Source organism: Bacillus thuringiensis (genome assembly GCF_001595725.1).
Taxonomy (GTDB): domain Bacteria; phylum Bacillota; class Bacilli; order Bacillales; family Bacillaceae_G; genus Bacillus_A; species Bacillus_A thuringiensis_K.
Genome location: NZ_CP014282.1, coordinates 573,331 through 588,834, shown reverse-complemented (window position 1 = coordinate 588,834; position 15,504 = coordinate 573,331). Strand labels below are relative to the sequence as shown.

Genomic DNA, 15,504 nt, shown 5'->3' with positions numbered 1-15,504 from the left:
AAGTTTCCCCTTCTCTGTTTTTTCAATACTATATGGATATTTGTAAAAAATATATTAAAATAATAAGACGAATGTATTTTATTTGTAAATTTTAATATCACACTATTTAAAATTAAAATAATATTTGGTATTATTTTATTGAGTCAATTTCAACAAAATCACCAATAAAAAAGAGGACGCGGGTCGCGTCCTTTTTTATAAATCTTTCACTCGTAATACACGCATTGCATTTAACACTGCAAGTAGTGTCACACCAACATCTGAGAAAACAGCTTCCCACATTGTTGCAATACCAAAGGCACCAAGTAATAAAACGATCCCTTTTACACCTAAAGCAAAGATAATATTTTGCCACACTATACTTCTTGTACGTTTTGCAATTTTTACAGCTGTCGCAATTTTTGAAGGCTCATCAGTCATAATAACAATGTCTGCCGCTTCAATTGCTGCATCTGATCCTAAACCACCCATCGCAATACCAACGTCTGCACGGGCTAATACTGGTGTATCGTTAATACCGTCACCAACGAAGGCAATTTTTTCTTTTCCGTGTTTCGCTGCATCAATTTTTTCAATCTCTTCTACTTTTTGTTGCGGTAGTAATTCCGCATGAACTTCATCTAAGCCTAATTCTTTACCGACAGCTTCACCAACTGGTTTTGCATCACCAGTTAACATTACTGTCTTTTTAATACCTAGTTCTTTTAACTTTTGAATCGCTTGTTTAGAATCCTCTTTTACCTCATCAGAGATAACAATATAACCTGCATATCTTCCATCTACAGCAACGTGAACTAATGTACCTACTGTTTCTGGTTGCTTAAATTCAATATTTTCTTTTCTCATTAATTTTGCATTACCTGCAAAAATTTCTTTTCCTTGTACTTTTACGACTGTACCGTGACCAGAAATTTCGTTATAATCATCGATTATTTTTTCATCAATTGATTTTCCATATGCCTTTCGAATAGATTGGGCAATTGGATGGTTAGAATATACTTCAGCAAATGCCGCATACTCTAATAACTCTTCACTTGTAGTACCTTCGCTCGGTTCCATTTTTGTAACTTTGAAAACACCTTTTGTTAATGTTCCTGTTTTGTCAAAAACAATATATTTTACATCATTTAAAGCTTCTAAATAGTTACTACCTTTTACTAACACACCACTTTTAGATGCACCACCAATACCTCCAAAGAATCCAAGAGGAATGGATACAACTAACGCACATGGACAAGAGATTACTAAGAACACTAAAGCTCTATAAATCCACTCAGAGAATGTAGCTCCTTCTAAAATAAGTGGTGGAATAAACGCCATGATCGCCGCTGTAATAACTACAACTGGAGTGTAGTAACGTGCAAACTTCGTAATAAAGTTTTCCGTTGGTGCTTTTTTACTGCTTGCATTTTGAACTAAATCTAAAATTTTTGATACAGTGGATTCACCGAATTCTTTTGTAACTTCAATTGTCAACACACCATTTTGGTTCACAAAGCCACTTAATACATCATTTCCAACTTCTACTTCACGTGGTACAGATTCACCTGTTAATGCTGAAGTATCTACCATTGATGTTCCTTCAATTACTTTTCCGTCTAACGGCACCTTCTCACCTGGCTTAACGACAATATAATCGCCAATTTGTACATCTTCTGGTGATACTTGTTTCGTTTCATTTCCAACCTTTATATTCGCATAATCAGGACGAATATCCATTAATGAAGTAATTGATTTTCGAGAGCGGTTTACCGCAATGCTTTGGAATAGTTCTCCTACTTGATAAAATAGCATTACTGCTACAGCTTCTGAGTATTGTTGAATTGCAAAAGCTCCTACAGTTGCAATTGCCATTAAGAAGTTTTCATCAAATACTTGGCCACGAGTTATGTTTCTTACCGCTCTCCAAACGATATCTCCACCTATTAATAAATAAGCAAGGACGAATAACGGAATTGTTACCATTTGTGGTAAGCCCGCTAATGCAGCAATTGCTGTCAAAATTCCGCCGACTACTAATCTCCCTACCATCTTTTTCACATTCGCTTCACCATGATCGTGACTATGTCCGTGGTCATGACCGTTCTTCTCTTCACGAACAACTTTCACATCTGGTTCTAACTTTTGAACGACATTTGTTATATTTGCTACAGTCGCTTCTAGTTCTCTTTTATTCGCAACTTCTACTCGTAATTTCTTCGATACGAAATCAACAGTTGCTTCTGAGACAGCTGGCATTTCCTTCACTTTATTTTCAATTTTCATTGCACAGTTCGCGCAATCTAAACCTTCTAATATAAATACTTCTTTAGCAATTTTATTTTTTTGTTCTTCTTGAACTTTAATATGCGGTTCTAATTTTGTAACGAGTTGTTTTGCTTCCGTAACAACTTCGTTTTCTTTATTTTGTGCTGTTTCTAAGATCATTGTCTTTGTTGCGAAGTTTACAGAACAAGAATTTACTCCTTCTATATTCCCAACACCTTTTTCAATTTTCATTGCACAGTTCGCACAATCTAAACCTTCTAACATCAGTTTCTTTTTCACCAATGCTTCAGCCATCGTTCTCCCTCCTCGCGTTCTTTTTATTCTTCTTCGTTTACGTGTTCAAACGCTTGCTCGAAGATATGAATTACGTGCTGGTCAGCTAACGAATAATAAACAACCTTTCCTTCTTTACGATTCTTCACAAGTTTCGCTTGCTTTAACACACGAAGCTGATGCGAAATAGATGATTGTGTCATTCCTAATAAATAAGCTAAATCACAAACGCACATTTCAGCTTCAAATAGCGCATGTAATATTCTCGTACGTGTACGGTCACCTAATACTTTAAATAGTTCTGCTACTTTACTTAAACTTTCATCAGTTGGAATTGTTTGTTTTACTTGCTCTACAACTTCTTCATGAATTATCGTTTGAGAACATGTCTCTTGTGGTGTTTCTACTTTATTTCCAGCCATTATAGCTCACCTCTTTAATTGAACATATGAACAATCATTCATATATCTTATACTCTTATTATATGAGCACCCACTCATATGTGTCAATGAAATCTGAATTTTTTTTATGAACATTCCGTTCACATTTTAATAAGTCGTATACATATTTTCCGCACTCTCTATATTCTCATACAAAAAAGGATGCACAATTCGCACACCCTTTTTTCATATTCCGACATAAAAATTCAACAAAGTAATATACATTCCCTTTATTTCAACAAAAGAAAAAGCCTTGCGCGCTCCCTAGACGCACAAGGCTTACTATACTTATATCCCTTTTAATTAGCTTGTTCTAAATTATCCTGCGAACTTCCATCGTCTTTTAAATGACTATGTTTTTTCGAATAAACAAAGTATACAACTACTCCGATTGCTAACCAAACACCGAAGTACATCCATGTTTTTAATGGTAGGTTTACCATTAAGAATAGACAACATGCAATTGAAATAATCGGCAAGATCGGTACAAGTGGTACCATAAATCCACGTTGTAATTTCGGATGTGTTTTACGAAGAATAATAACTGACACACCAACCATCGCAAATGTTAACAACGCTCCAATATTCGCTAAATTTGACAATTCTTTTAAATCGATAAATCCAGCAATTAAAGCACTACCAATTCCTGTTAACCAAACTGTAAATGTTGGTGCTTCTGTCTTTTTATTAATTTTCGCGAAAGATTCTGGCAATAAACCGTCACGGCTCATAGCGAAGAATACACGTGTCGTTGCATAAATGTAAGCAAAGATTACTGCCATAATACCAATTACAGCTCCAATTGCGATTATACCAGCTACTTTATCTTGTCCTACAACTTCTAACACATACGCCATCGCTTCCGGTACATCTAGCTCTTTATAAGAAACCATACCCGTCATAACGAGACAAACTACAACATAAATGATTGTACAAATGACTAACGAAGCGATAATACCAATCGGTAAATCACGTTGCGGATTTTTTACCTCTTCAGCAGAAGTTGCTAATGCATCAAATCCTAAGAAAGCAAAGAATACTGCTGCTCCCCCCGCGAAAACTCCACTTAAACCGTACGGTGCAAATGGTATCCAGTTTTCTGGTTTCACGTAGAATACACCAACTGCAATGAATAAAACAACGATACCAATTTTAATTAATACCATTATGTTATTCACACGTTTACTTTCTTTCGTACCTCTTGATAATAACCAAGTGATAACTAATGTAACGATAACTGCTGGTAAATTCACCATACCACCTTGAGACGGAATCGTTAGCAGTGCTTTTGGAATTTCAAGCCCTAATCCACTCACTAAGTTATGGAAGTAACCAGTCCATCCGCCAGCTACTGCGGCAGTCGTTACAACATATACGGATAGTAATGTCCATCCCATTAAATGAGCTACAAACTCACCAATTGTTGCATATGAGTATGTGTACACACTACCTGAAACAGGAAGTGTAGAAGCAACCTCTGCGTAACATAATGCTGCAAATCCACAAACGATGGCTGCAATCATAAATGAAAAAATAACTGCTGGACCAGCATCTCTTGCTGCTACTAATCCAGTTAATACTAGAACTCCTGTACCAATTATCGCACCAATCCCTAGCATTGTTAGGTCAAATGCCCCTAGCGTTTTCGTCAAAGTTTTACTTTTACTTTCCCCTAACAATTGCGTAACGGATTTCTTTTTAAATAGGTTGGCCACGATGTATGCCCCCTTTTGCCAAGAAGAGCTAAGAGATCTTCACTCTTAGCTCTTATCATGTTGTTTTATATATTGTTCGATTTTGTTTTGTATAATGCTTCTATTAGCAAGATACTGTTTCTGCTTCTAATAATTCTTTAGCACCTTTGTACTCTACACCGTGAGCTTCTGCAACTGCTTCGAATGTTACATAGCCATCTAATGTGTTAATACCTTTTAGTAATGCAGAGTTGCCTAGGCAAGCTTCTTTGTAGCCTTTGTTAGCAATTTGTACTGCATATGGTACTGTTACGTTTGTTAATGCAAGAGTTGATGTACGTGGAACCGCACCTGGCATGTTTGCAACTGCATAATGAACAACGCCGTGTTTTTCGTAAGTTGGGTTATCATGAGTTGTAATACGGTCAGTTGTTTCGAAAATACCACCTTGGTCAATCGCGATATCTACAACAACAGAACCTGGTTCCATTGATTTAATCATTTCTTCTGTTACAAGTTTTGGCGCTTTTGCACCTGGGATTAATACTGCACCGATTACAAGATCAGACTCTTTTACAGCTTCTGCAATATTGTAAGGATTAGACATTAAAGTTTTTACTTGGTTTCCGAAAATGTCATCTAATTGACGAAGACGTTCTGCACTTAAGTCGATGATTGTTACATCCGCACCTAGTCCAACTGCAATTTTAGCAGCATTTGTACCAGCTTGTCCACCACCGATGATTGTTACTTTACCACGTTTAACCCCTGGAACACCTGCAAGTAAGATACCTTTACCGCCTTTGTTTTTCTCAAGGAATTGTGCACCAATTTGTGCAGCCATACGACCAGCTACTTCACTCATAGGTGCAAGTAATGGTAGAGAACGGTTTTCTAATTGTACTGTTTCATATGCAATAGAAACAACTTTCTTTTCGATTAATGCTTTTGTTAATTCTGGTTCTGGAGCTAAGTGTAAGTATGTGAATAAGATTAAACCTTCGCTGAAGTGTTTGTATTCGCTTTCAATTGGTTCCTTAACTTTCATAACCATTTCCATGTTCCAAGCTTCTTCAGCTGTATCAACAATTTTTGCTCCTGCTTCAACATACTGAGCATCTGTGAAACCAGATCCTAAACCTGCACCCTTTTGAATGAATACTTCGTGATTGTTACGAATTAAATGTACAACACCTGCTGGTGTCATTGCCACACGGTTTTCGTTGTTTTTAATTTCTGCTGGTACCCCAATACGCATAATGAAATGCCCCCTTATAATTAACAGAAAAAAGAAAGTCTTTTTTCTTTTTGTAATAATTAATAACTTATGTCCTTATTCTAGCATAACTTAAAAGTTATGAAAACGCTAACATACCATTTTCCTAAAGTTTTTATATTTAGAATAGTGTAAATATAAAAAACATTGATTCTATTAGGGGTTTCGTGTCATTCCATTATCTTTCACTCTATTTTTATTATACCTCTTCAAAATAAACAGCAACCTTTTATTATTTGACAATAATGTAACAATGTAAGAAACCTAAGCGATAACGTATACATATACAGTTATTACTTTACTCAATACTTTAGAAATATATTCTTTTCACAAAAAAACAACTGCTAGCATTTAGCTAGCAGCTGGGTAACTTATAAATAACTTAGAAAATAAATCGTCTGTCGTTTCAGTAATTTTATCAAACAGATCACTTTCTTCCGCTTCTTGCTCTTTTAACATCTTAATTGTTTCACGTGCATCTTCAGGATAGTCGGTAATGATACCATCTACGTTTAATTTATAATATCCCTTTAAACTTTCCATATCATTTACCGTCCATACGTAAATTGGCTTGTTTAACTTCCTTGCTTCTTTTACTAGCTTCTTATTTAACATATATTCTTCTGCTACGTAAAAGTCAGCCTTCACATTCTTTAAGTTGGCTCTACTTGCATACAGTATATATCCGACTTTTATATCTGAATTTGCACGCTTAAACTCTTTAATAAGCGGGTAATGTAACGTTTGAATTACACATTGTTTCTCAAATTCATTATCTTTAATCGTTTTTAAGACTTTGTTTACAAAATCTTTTTCGCCCCCATGAAGCTTCACTTCTATATTAAGTTTGATTTTGCCATTTGCTAGCTTAATGATTTCATCAAGTGTACTTATTTGTCCTGAAAGTCCATCTTGACTAAGGGTAAGCTGCCTTAACTCAGCCATCGTTAAATCTGACACATGCACATTGGCATTTGCGAGACGTTTCAGCTTCAAATCATGTATAACCGCTAGTTCACCGTCTTTCGTTTGTAATACATCTATTTCAGCGTAGTCTGCTTTTGCATCAATAGCACCTTGCACAGCTTCTTTCGTATTTTCTACACCTTTTGATATATACCCGCGGTGCGCCATAATAATCGGTTCTTTATACGAATTTGAAATAAACGTTACAATGAAGGCAACGACCATTCCCGCAGTAATAATTCCTACAATATATACACCAATAAATTTCCAACGATGTTTTTGGAAAAAACATTTATCTGCTTTCGTTTTCGAATAATCTAATCCTTCTTCTAATAAAACATCCTCAACCGGTACCTTTTGTAAGTATAATCGCGTAATCGCCATAATATAAAATGGCGTCACGATAAAGCTGAATAAATACAATGTGCTCGTTAAAAATACAGAAATCGTTGATTCAGCTAATAATGCAAATGTTCCTTTCGGGTTTGTAAATTCATAAACACCCCATAAGCACAATAAATATATTCCCAAAAACACGACATATACAATTCCAATTGAAATAAAAAACCCTACTAAAAAGAATAGTACTTTAAAAAAGCTTTCCTTTACTAAAGTTGCACTTTTACGTGCTGCCACGCGAAATGGTTTTTGCTCTAAAACAACAATAGGTAGAACGAAAATCCATCGAAGATTCAAATACGCGACTACAGCAAAGAACGTGTAATAACCAACTTGTCCCATCGTTGTCTTAAACAGTTCTCCTGTAATAAAGTTAGGAATTTGAATTTGTGGGATTAATGCCGTTTCATATCCCATATTTAAAAGAGGCAACAATACGACAGCATATAAAATAAATCCTGGTAAGCAATATGTGAAAAGAGTAGGTAAATACGTTACCGTTTTATATAAAATCGGACGTAATTTCACCTTCTGTCTTTTATGAGCGAAATACGAAATAATAATAAGCACCGCAAATTCTGTAAAGATAAGAAACAGTGCTAACAATGATAAAATTACGATTGCTAAGATCCCATAAGGCGTCTTTAAAAACGCTAATAATTCATCATTTGTCGCATTTGCATAACCACCAAAATACAATAACTTATTAAAAATGATTCCAAATAGTGGAACAAACACAATCGCTGCTAATAATTTATAAGCGAGTTGAAAGGTTAATACATTCCAAAAAGCAAATTTAACTGTTTGAAAGGAATGTCCTATTACTCCTGGTATAGATAGTTTTTTACGGTGTTGCATATATTCCTCCACATTCTAAAACGATATTTGAGATGGATTCCATATTTCCAGTTCTAATCCATCTTTTTAATAATAATATATTCCGCTTAACATGAACACTCTTATACATACAATAAAAAAAGTGATGGTTACTCCCCATCACTTTTTCATCTATTCTATTTTTTCTCTAACCCTTGTCCAAACGCTTTCAAGAAGCTAAAACCGAATGTAATAGCTCTATTGATATCTGGATCTTTTAATACTTTAAAGAAATCCATCACTTTTGTTTTTTTACCACTATTTAATTCGTCTGTTGCAAATTGCAATCCTGTAACTAAACTTGACGTAATTTGCTTCGTTATTTCTGGGTCAACTGAAGATAACACTTCTCCTGCCCCCATCATATTATTTAACGCATTTTTAACGGGTTCACGATTTAATTGCTCCACAGCGATTTTTGAAACATCTTCCTTCGCAGCAAGTAAACTAATTGCCGCATCTAATATACCAGCCTTCTGCAACTGTGCTAAAAGCTGCATCGTTTCTTCTACTGCTTCACGATTATTAGATAGCTCATTTAGAAGTTCATCTGCTACTTGCTGTTTCTGTTCTTCTTCTGTTACCACTTTCTTTTTAATTACAGTAATTTCTTTCGCCACTATCTCCGCCCCCTAGTCCACAAGTGATACGTATTGTTTTCTTTGCCATTTTTGCTCGATTTCAACACCGTTTTGCGGATTACGCTTTTTATCTCTCGGGTTTGAAGATGGTAACGGACGATTCCCTTTTTCACGTAGTACACGCATCTTTACCATCGTTTGTTTGTACGCTGGTGTACACGTATAAAGATCTGTCGCCGTTCCAGTTAAAATATTGATTGCCTCTTCATTTACCGTTGCATGCATCGGTAAATATAGCTCTTTCCCCGTTACACGATCTGTAACAAGTGCCTGTACTTTAATTTTCCCAAATGGTGATGCTAATTCTACAAGACCACCATCTTTCACATTGCGCTCTAGGGCAAGTTCCGGCGAGATTTCAACGAATACTTCAGATACTTTAGATAAAATACCAGCCGATTTATTCGTCATATTCCCTTCATGGAAATGTTCTAACATACGACCATTATTTAAAAGTAAATCATACTCATCTGGTGCTACAACTGGTGGTACCCATTCATCTAATGATAGACGAGCTAGTTTATCCGGGAAGTTAAATCCGTCCACATATAATAGCGGTGTATCACTGCCATCATGGCTACCCCAACATAAACTATTCCATCCTTCTAAATGATCGTATGTTGCCTGAGAATATAAAGGTGCAAGCGATGCAATTTCATCCATGATTTCACTTGGACTTTCATAATTCCAGTCCCCGCCAAGTGCACGAGCTACTTTTTGTAAAATCCACCAGTCTGGCTTTGAATCACCAAGCGGCTTCAATACTTCATATAATCTTTGAATACGGCGCTCTGTATTCGTAAATGTTCCCTCTTTTTCTAAGCTTGGTGCTGCCGGTAAAATAACATCAGCAAAACGAGCTGTTTTCGATAAGAACATATCTTGAACAACGAGGAAATCTAAATTCGCTAAAATATGTTGTACGTGGTTGGCATTCGAATCTACTAAAGCCATTTCTTCACCCATAACATACATACCACGCAGTTTTCCTTCATCTGCCGCAAGTAACATTGCAATATTATTTAAGCCTGGTGCTTTCGGAATTGTAGTACCGTATGCTTTTTCAAATTTCGCACGGAGCGCATCATCTGAAACCGCTTGGTAACCCGGAAGCCAGTTTGGTAATGTTGCCATATCACAAGCGCCTTGTACGTTATTATGTCCGCGTAATGGGTATGCTCCTGCACCAGGACGACGATAGTTACCCGTAACAAGCAATAGATTTGAAATTGCTGCTGAAGTTGTACTTCCTCCCGTATTTTGCGTTACACCCATTCCCCAAAGCACACAAGTACCATCTGCTTCATATACCATACGAGCCATTTCTTTCAGATTTTCTTTCGAAATCCCTGTAATTTCTTCTGTATAATCAAGCGTATACTTTTCTACCATTTTGTTATATTCATCAAAATTCTTCACATTTTCAGCTATGAACTTTTTATCGTGCCAATCTTGATCAATAATATATTTCGTAATACCAGCGAGCCATACGTAATCAGTTCCTTGGCGAGGATGAATAAATAAATCCGCACGCTCTGCCATTTCATGTTTACGAAGGTCCGCCACAATTAATTTTTGGTCATGTAATTTATGTGCACGTTTTACACGCGTTGCAAGTACAGGATGTCCTTCTGTTGGATTTGCTCCAACGATAATGACAAGGCCTGCTTCCGCAATATCTTTCACTGTTCCAGCGTCCCCGCCCATACCGACAGTTTTAAATAAACCGTCTGTTGCTGGAGATTGACAATAACGGGAACAGTTGTCTACATTATTCGTTCCATATATTTGACGGGCTAGTTTTTGCATAAGATAATTTTCTTCATTCGTTACTTTCGAAGAAGAAATAAATCCAAATGCATCACTTCCATATTCTGATTTAATATGCTGCATATTGGATGCAACAACTTCAAGAGCCTCTTCCCATGAAGCTTCAACAAACATATCTCCTTGGCGAATTAATGGCTTCGTAATGCGATCTTCACTATTTACAAAATCCCATCCAAATTTGCCTTTTACACATGTGGAAATACCGTTAACCGGCGCATCTGAAACAGGCTGTACTTTCAAAATGTGGCGGTCTTTCGTCCATACTTCAAATGAACAACCTACACCACAAAATGTACAAACTGTTTTTGTTTTATTCACTTTCGTCTTACGCATCGCAGCCTCTACTTCTGAAACTGCTAAAATACTACTATATCCAGGTTCTACATCCTTTACAAAATCAATCATCGGATCTAACACATCCGGTTTCAATCCTGTCATGAATCCAGCTTCACCCAGCATTGTTTTTTCCATTAACGCATTACATGGACATACTGTTACACACTGCCCACAACTTACACAAGATGAGTCATTTATACTTACACCATTGTCCCATATAACACGTGGACGGTCTAATCTCCAATCAATCGATATAGTTTCATTCACTTGTAAGTTTTGACATACTTCTACACACTGCCCACAAGCAATACATTGATTTGGATCATATCGATAAAATGGATGTGACATATCCACTTCACACGCACTTACTTTCGGCTCATACGGATATTTCTGTTCCTCAATCCCCATCATATGTACTGTATTGTGGACTTTACAGTTACCATTATTGTTATCACAAACAGTACAATACAATAAATGATTCTCTAATATCCGATCCATTGCCTCAGTCTGTGCCTCTTTTGCACGCTGGGACTGTCTTTCAATATGCATACCATTCTCTAATTTCGTTGAACAAGCACGCATTAACTTCCCATTTACTTCTACAATACACGTATCACAAGTTTGAATTGGATCTACTTCTGGTACATGACAAATTTGAGGATGTTCCAAATTACTCTCGTTAAATAATTGTAGTATCGTCTTTTCACCTGATGCAGAAAATTCTTTACCATCGACGGTTACACGGACTGTCTGTTCTGCCATAGTTTCCCCTCTCCTTACAACCAACTGTACAACACAATTATGAATCCGTTTTCAAAATCGCATTACTGTACATATTTTTGAAACGCTCTACCCAAATACTTTCTTATGAAGTCGATTCTAGATGTTATAAGGTATAACTACGAAAGCTTGAAATTATCACTATTCTACAGTTCTATTATATCGTACATATACAATAATAACCAAAATAATCTGTGATCTTCTTGTTAATAGGTGTTTTTATTTTTTCCATTGTTTTATGATAAATGTGGGAGAGAAATACATATAAAAGGGGAATTTAATATGGGGCCTACGCAAGAGACTTATACAATTGTACGCTATCAATCTGGTACATTTTCAAAACAGCTTGATGAGATTGTTACAGAATCTCCTATTACTATTAAGTTGAATGGTGAAGAATATGTAACAGTCGTATGCACACCAAATTATATTGAAGATATGGTAATTGGTTTTTTAATTTCTGAGGGGATTATTTCTTCCTATAAAGATGTTGAAGAACTATGGGTTCAAAAAGATAACGGAATTGTCCATGTAAAATCATCAAAAGTGAATCCGCTCTATCAAACTTTATATAATAAACGATACATCACTTCTTGCTGCGGAAAAGGTAGACAAGGTTTTATTTTCGTAAACGACGCAGCAAAAGCAAAAGACTTACATGATATACATGTAAAAATTACTCCTGAAGAATGCTTTTACTTAATGAATACTTTACAACAATCTTCCACTACCTTTCGCCAAACTGGTGGTGTTCACAATACCGCGCTATGTGATCGAAACAATATCCTCCTATCAAGAATGGATATTGGAAGACATAATGCATTAGATAAAATATATGGTCATTGTTTGCGTAACGATATATCGATTAAAGGAAAAATCATCGCATTTAGCGGACGTATTTCATCCGAAATTTTACTCAAAGTTTCAAAAATCGGATGTGAAATTGTTCTATCTAAATCCGCTCCAACAAAACTGGCATTGCAACTTGCCCATGATTTAGGCATTACAGTCGTAGGGTTTATTAGAAATGAATCTTGTAATATTTACACACATCCAAAACGAATTGATGGCTATCAATCCAATGTTTAAAAAATAACTCCTCAATCGAGGAGTTATTTTAGTTATAAAAATGTAACATATTAAACACTTGAATAGTTAACAAAGTTAATATATAATTTCATTACATAATTAAAACAAAACATTGTAGCATATATCTTTTCATTCTTTTACAAATTAAAAGAGAATACTAACAAAACATATACTCAATCTTATAAAAGTAATGGATTTATTTGAAATCCACCAGGGAGGTTACAACTATGGAAATTCGCTTATTAACAACAGAGGACGCAGAAATATATTTAAAAGTTTGTATGGAAGGTTTAACGAAGAATCCGGAAGCTTTTAGCTCTTCTTATGAAGATGTTCTTAAACATGAAAATCCTGTGGCTGCTATGGCTAAACGATTAAGCAATCCGGATAAGTATACTCTAGGTGTCTTCAAAGATAATGATTTAATTGGTATCGCTACTTTAGAAACAAAACCATTTATTAAACAAGAACATAAAGCAAAAATTGGCTCCGTTTTTGTTTCTCCAAAAGCACGTGGTCTCGGAGCAGGACGAGCTCTAATTAAAGCAATTATTGAAAATGCCGATAAATTACATGTAGAACAACTTATGCTCGATGTTGTAGTTGGTAACGATGCAGCAAAAAAATTATATGAGTCATTAGGTTTCCAAACTTACGGCGTACAAGAGCGTTCATTAAAACATAACGGTCAATATTGGGACGAGGAACATATGGTTCTGTTCTTAAATGATTAATACTTCAATATAAGGTGAAACTTTACTCAGTGGGGGAGTTTTCCAAAAGCATCTTTCTTAATAAGAAAGATGTTTTTTCATTACAACAATGTAATCTTCATGTCACCTTTATCGATCGTACCAAACCTTTCCATTCATTATACTAAAAATATAAAGTGAAACTTTACTCAGTGGGGAACTACATCCCACGCTGATCGCATGTACTTGATATGTAGAGGAGAATGTGACATGAAACAAAACAAACGAGCTATGCTTTTAATATTTACTACAGCAATTGTAACTTCTGGGTTAGCAATTTTACCTTGGTTTATCATATGAACACTCCCCCACTTAGCAAAGCTTGAAGTGGGGGTTTCTAACGTTTCGACCTAATGGATGATTAACGTCAGGGGAGTTAACACATTAGCGAGCTGTTTCACGCCTAACCCCTCTATCCCATTTGTCCATGCATTTGGGATTACTTTTCGTAAAATGTTAGCCGCAGCATTTACATCTGCATTAATTAAAGTTTTATTTGCTGAACGATATATGCCGCGCTCTATTCGTTTTCCTGAAAAAGTTGTATTTTGGTCATTTTCTCCATACGTTGGAATGAAGTCGTTATCCAGAAAACTTGCTTTCGATGTATATGATTCTTCAGTTACAACAACTTGAATGCCTACAGCATTTGCTTTGTATGTAATCATTTGAATCAGTAAATTATGCGGGATATAACAAAACGATTGGTTATTTCTTTTTCCCATATTCGTTTCTTGTTTCCAACTTTTGTTTTGACCAATAACGATTTTACAAACTTCTTCTTCTTGAGCTAGTTTTACGATGTGGTGACTAACTTTATGGAAGACATCTTTTATTTTCAAGTAACGTTTTTGATGAAGTTTTTCTATCCTTTTAGAAGTAAAAGGTCCTTTATTAGTTTGTTTTCCATTTCTAAGAATACTTGTAAAATGACTCCTCATTTTATTGTAATATTGATTTATGCTTTTGACATGTTTGCCCTTAACAAGGACAGGTTTCATACCTGTGTTTGTTACGATGGTTGCAAGGTTATCAATCCCTAAATCAATACTCATATAACGAGCATTCTCTTCAATCATTTGTTGTTCAGAAGGAACATCAATTACCAATTCCACTACATATTCATTGTATTTTGGAATCACACGAACTTGTTTCAGTTTACCTTCAGTGAAACCTAGTTTCCCAATATTTAATTGCAATTTCGTCTTTGGAAACTTTAAAAATCTACCGTTTTTAATGATGCAATCTTGGTTTGTATACAGAATCTCTTTTTCAGAAGAACGAATATACTTTGGAATCCTAGGCATTCCAGCATATTTGTTTGGATTCTTTTTATAGTCTTTTAAACTAGCAAAAAAAGATTTCCAATTTTGGAACAAACATTTCATGATTGACTGGCTACATTGCGTAGGCAAAGCTCGATAATCATTTTGAATCATAGCCTTAAATAGTGCATCTAGAAAGTTGTAATCTACATAAGGTTTTTCAAAATTAGGTTCTGAAAACAAATTACATTTAATCTCTTTCTGTTCTTCTTTAGGCTTTAAATTCTCTTTTTCCAATTTCTTCTGATAGGCAAGAAGTTGTGTGTCATTCATCTTACCAATATTTTTATGAATATTATCCAGAACTTCTTTTTGCAAAGGCTGCAACTCTTTTTCTTGTGTTAATCCAGTGTACACCTGACGTATATAAAAGTTTGTGGTGTTGTACATGTTCTTAGCATTATGACAACATTCTTGAAAATAAGAATACATACGATGCCCTTTTTTAATCCAAATTTGAAGAGTTTTATAGTTTGATGGATTTTCCTTTGTCATTTTATTCACCCCCTTGTTAAGGATATTATAGCAAAAAAAGAACGTATGTTCCCTATATTTTTTT

The 15,504-nt window shown here is 35.4% G+C and carries 10 protein-coding genes; 2 read left to right on the top strand and 8 right to left on the bottom strand.

What is annotated here, in order from left to right; all coding sequences use genetic code 11:
- Window positions 1–195 precede the first annotated feature (195 nt).
- The 7 genes from AXW78_RS02950 to fdhF all read right to left on the bottom strand — a co-directional run bounded on the left by AXW78_RS02950 (window position 196) and on the right by fdhF (window position 11,761).
- The gene (locus tag AXW78_RS02950) at window positions 196–2,562 is read right to left on the bottom strand and encodes a heavy metal translocating P-type ATPase (protein ID WP_000796567.1); all 2,367 of its coding nucleotides are present in this window, start codon (window positions 2,560–2,562) and stop codon (window positions 196–198) included.
- A gap of 23 nt (window positions 2,563–2,585) precedes the next feature.
- Complete coding sequence (locus tag AXW78_RS02945; protein ID WP_000918378.1) at window positions 2,586–2,963, bottom strand: ArsR/SmtB family transcription factor; 378 nt, start codon at window positions 2,961–2,963, stop codon at window positions 2,586–2,588.
- Window positions 2,964–3,280: 317 nt separating this feature from the next.
- Window positions 3,281–4,696: an amino acid permease gene (locus AXW78_RS02940; RefSeq protein ID WP_001284891.1), complete on the bottom strand. Its 1,416-nt coding sequence runs from the start codon at window positions 4,694–4,696 to the stop codon at window positions 3,281–3,283.
- A 103-nt stretch (window positions 4,697–4,799) separates the two neighbouring features.
- Complete coding sequence (gene ald, locus AXW78_RS02935) at window positions 4,800–5,933, bottom strand: alanine dehydrogenase (RefSeq protein WP_001219742.1); 1,134 nt, start codon at window positions 5,931–5,933, stop codon at window positions 4,800–4,802.
- 369 nt (window positions 5,934–6,302) lie between these two features.
- On the bottom strand, window positions 6,303–8,174 hold the full coding sequence (locus tag AXW78_RS02930; protein WP_061883769.1) for a glycerophosphodiester phosphodiesterase: 1,872 nt from the start codon (window positions 8,172–8,174) through the stop codon (window positions 6,303–6,305).
- A 155-nt stretch (window positions 8,175–8,329) separates the two neighbouring features.
- On the bottom strand, window positions 8,330–8,812 hold the full coding sequence (locus AXW78_RS02925; RefSeq protein ID WP_061883768.1) for a helical membrane plugin domain-containing protein: 483 nt from the start codon (window positions 8,810–8,812) through the stop codon (window positions 8,330–8,332).
- A gap of 12 nt (window positions 8,813–8,824) precedes the next feature.
- Window positions 8,825–11,761 (bottom strand): formate dehydrogenase subunit alpha, encoded by a 2,937-nt coding sequence (fdhF, locus tag AXW78_RS02920; RefSeq protein WP_061883767.1) that lies wholly within the window; start codon window positions 11,759–11,761, stop codon window positions 8,825–8,827.
- Window positions 11,762–12,061: 300 nt separating this feature from the next.
- On the opposite strand from fdhF, the gene fdhD reads away from it, so the two are divergent.
- Window positions 12,062–12,868 (top strand): formate dehydrogenase accessory sulfurtransferase FdhD, encoded by an 807-nt coding sequence (fdhD, locus tag AXW78_RS02915; RefSeq protein ID WP_000529231.1) that lies wholly within the window; start codon window positions 12,062–12,064, stop codon window positions 12,866–12,868.
- A gap of 227 nt (window positions 12,869–13,095) precedes the next feature.
- Complete coding sequence (locus AXW78_RS02910) at window positions 13,096–13,602, top strand: GNAT family N-acetyltransferase (protein WP_000405883.1); 507 nt, start codon at window positions 13,096–13,098, stop codon at window positions 13,600–13,602.
- A gap of 368 nt (window positions 13,603–13,970) precedes the next feature.
- Here the strand turns inward: AXW78_RS02910 and AXW78_RS02905 are convergent, their stop codons facing one another.
- On the bottom strand, window positions 13,971–15,440 hold the full coding sequence (locus AXW78_RS02905) for an RNA-guided endonuclease InsQ/TnpB family protein (RefSeq protein WP_061883766.1): 1,470 nt from the start codon (window positions 15,438–15,440) through the stop codon (window positions 13,971–13,973).
- Window positions 15,441–15,504 lie beyond the last annotated feature (64 nt).

Bases quoted from the DNA above. Each gene is read 5' to 3' on its own strand.
- AXW78_RS02950 (WP_000796567.1), bottom strand. From the start codon at position 2,562: ATGGCTGAAGCATTGGTGAAAAAGAAACTGATGTTAGAAGGTTTAGAT.
- AXW78_RS02945 (WP_000918378.1), bottom strand. From the start codon at position 2,963: ATGGCTGGAAATAAAGTAGAAACACCACAAGAGACATGTTCTCAAACG.
- ald (WP_001219742.1), bottom strand. From the start codon at position 5,933: ATGCGTATTGGGGTACCAGCAGAAATTAAAAACAACGAAAACCGTGTG.
- AXW78_RS02930 (WP_061883769.1), bottom strand. From the start codon at position 8,174: ATGCAACACCGTAAAAAACTATCTATACCAGGAGTAATAGGACATTCC.
- fdhF (WP_061883767.1), bottom strand. From the start codon at position 11,761: ATGGCAGAACAGACAGTCCGTGTAACCGTCGATGGTAAAGAATTTTCT.
- fdhD (WP_000529231.1), top strand. From the start codon at position 12,062: ATGGGGCCTACGCAAGAGACTTATACAATTGTACGCTATCAATCTGGT.
- AXW78_RS02910 (WP_000405883.1), top strand. From the start codon at position 13,096: ATGGAAATTCGCTTATTAACAACAGAGGACGCAGAAATATATTTAAAA.
- AXW78_RS02905 (WP_061883766.1), bottom strand. From the start codon at position 15,440: ATGACAAAGGAAAATCCATCAAACTATAAAACTCTTCAAATTTGGATT.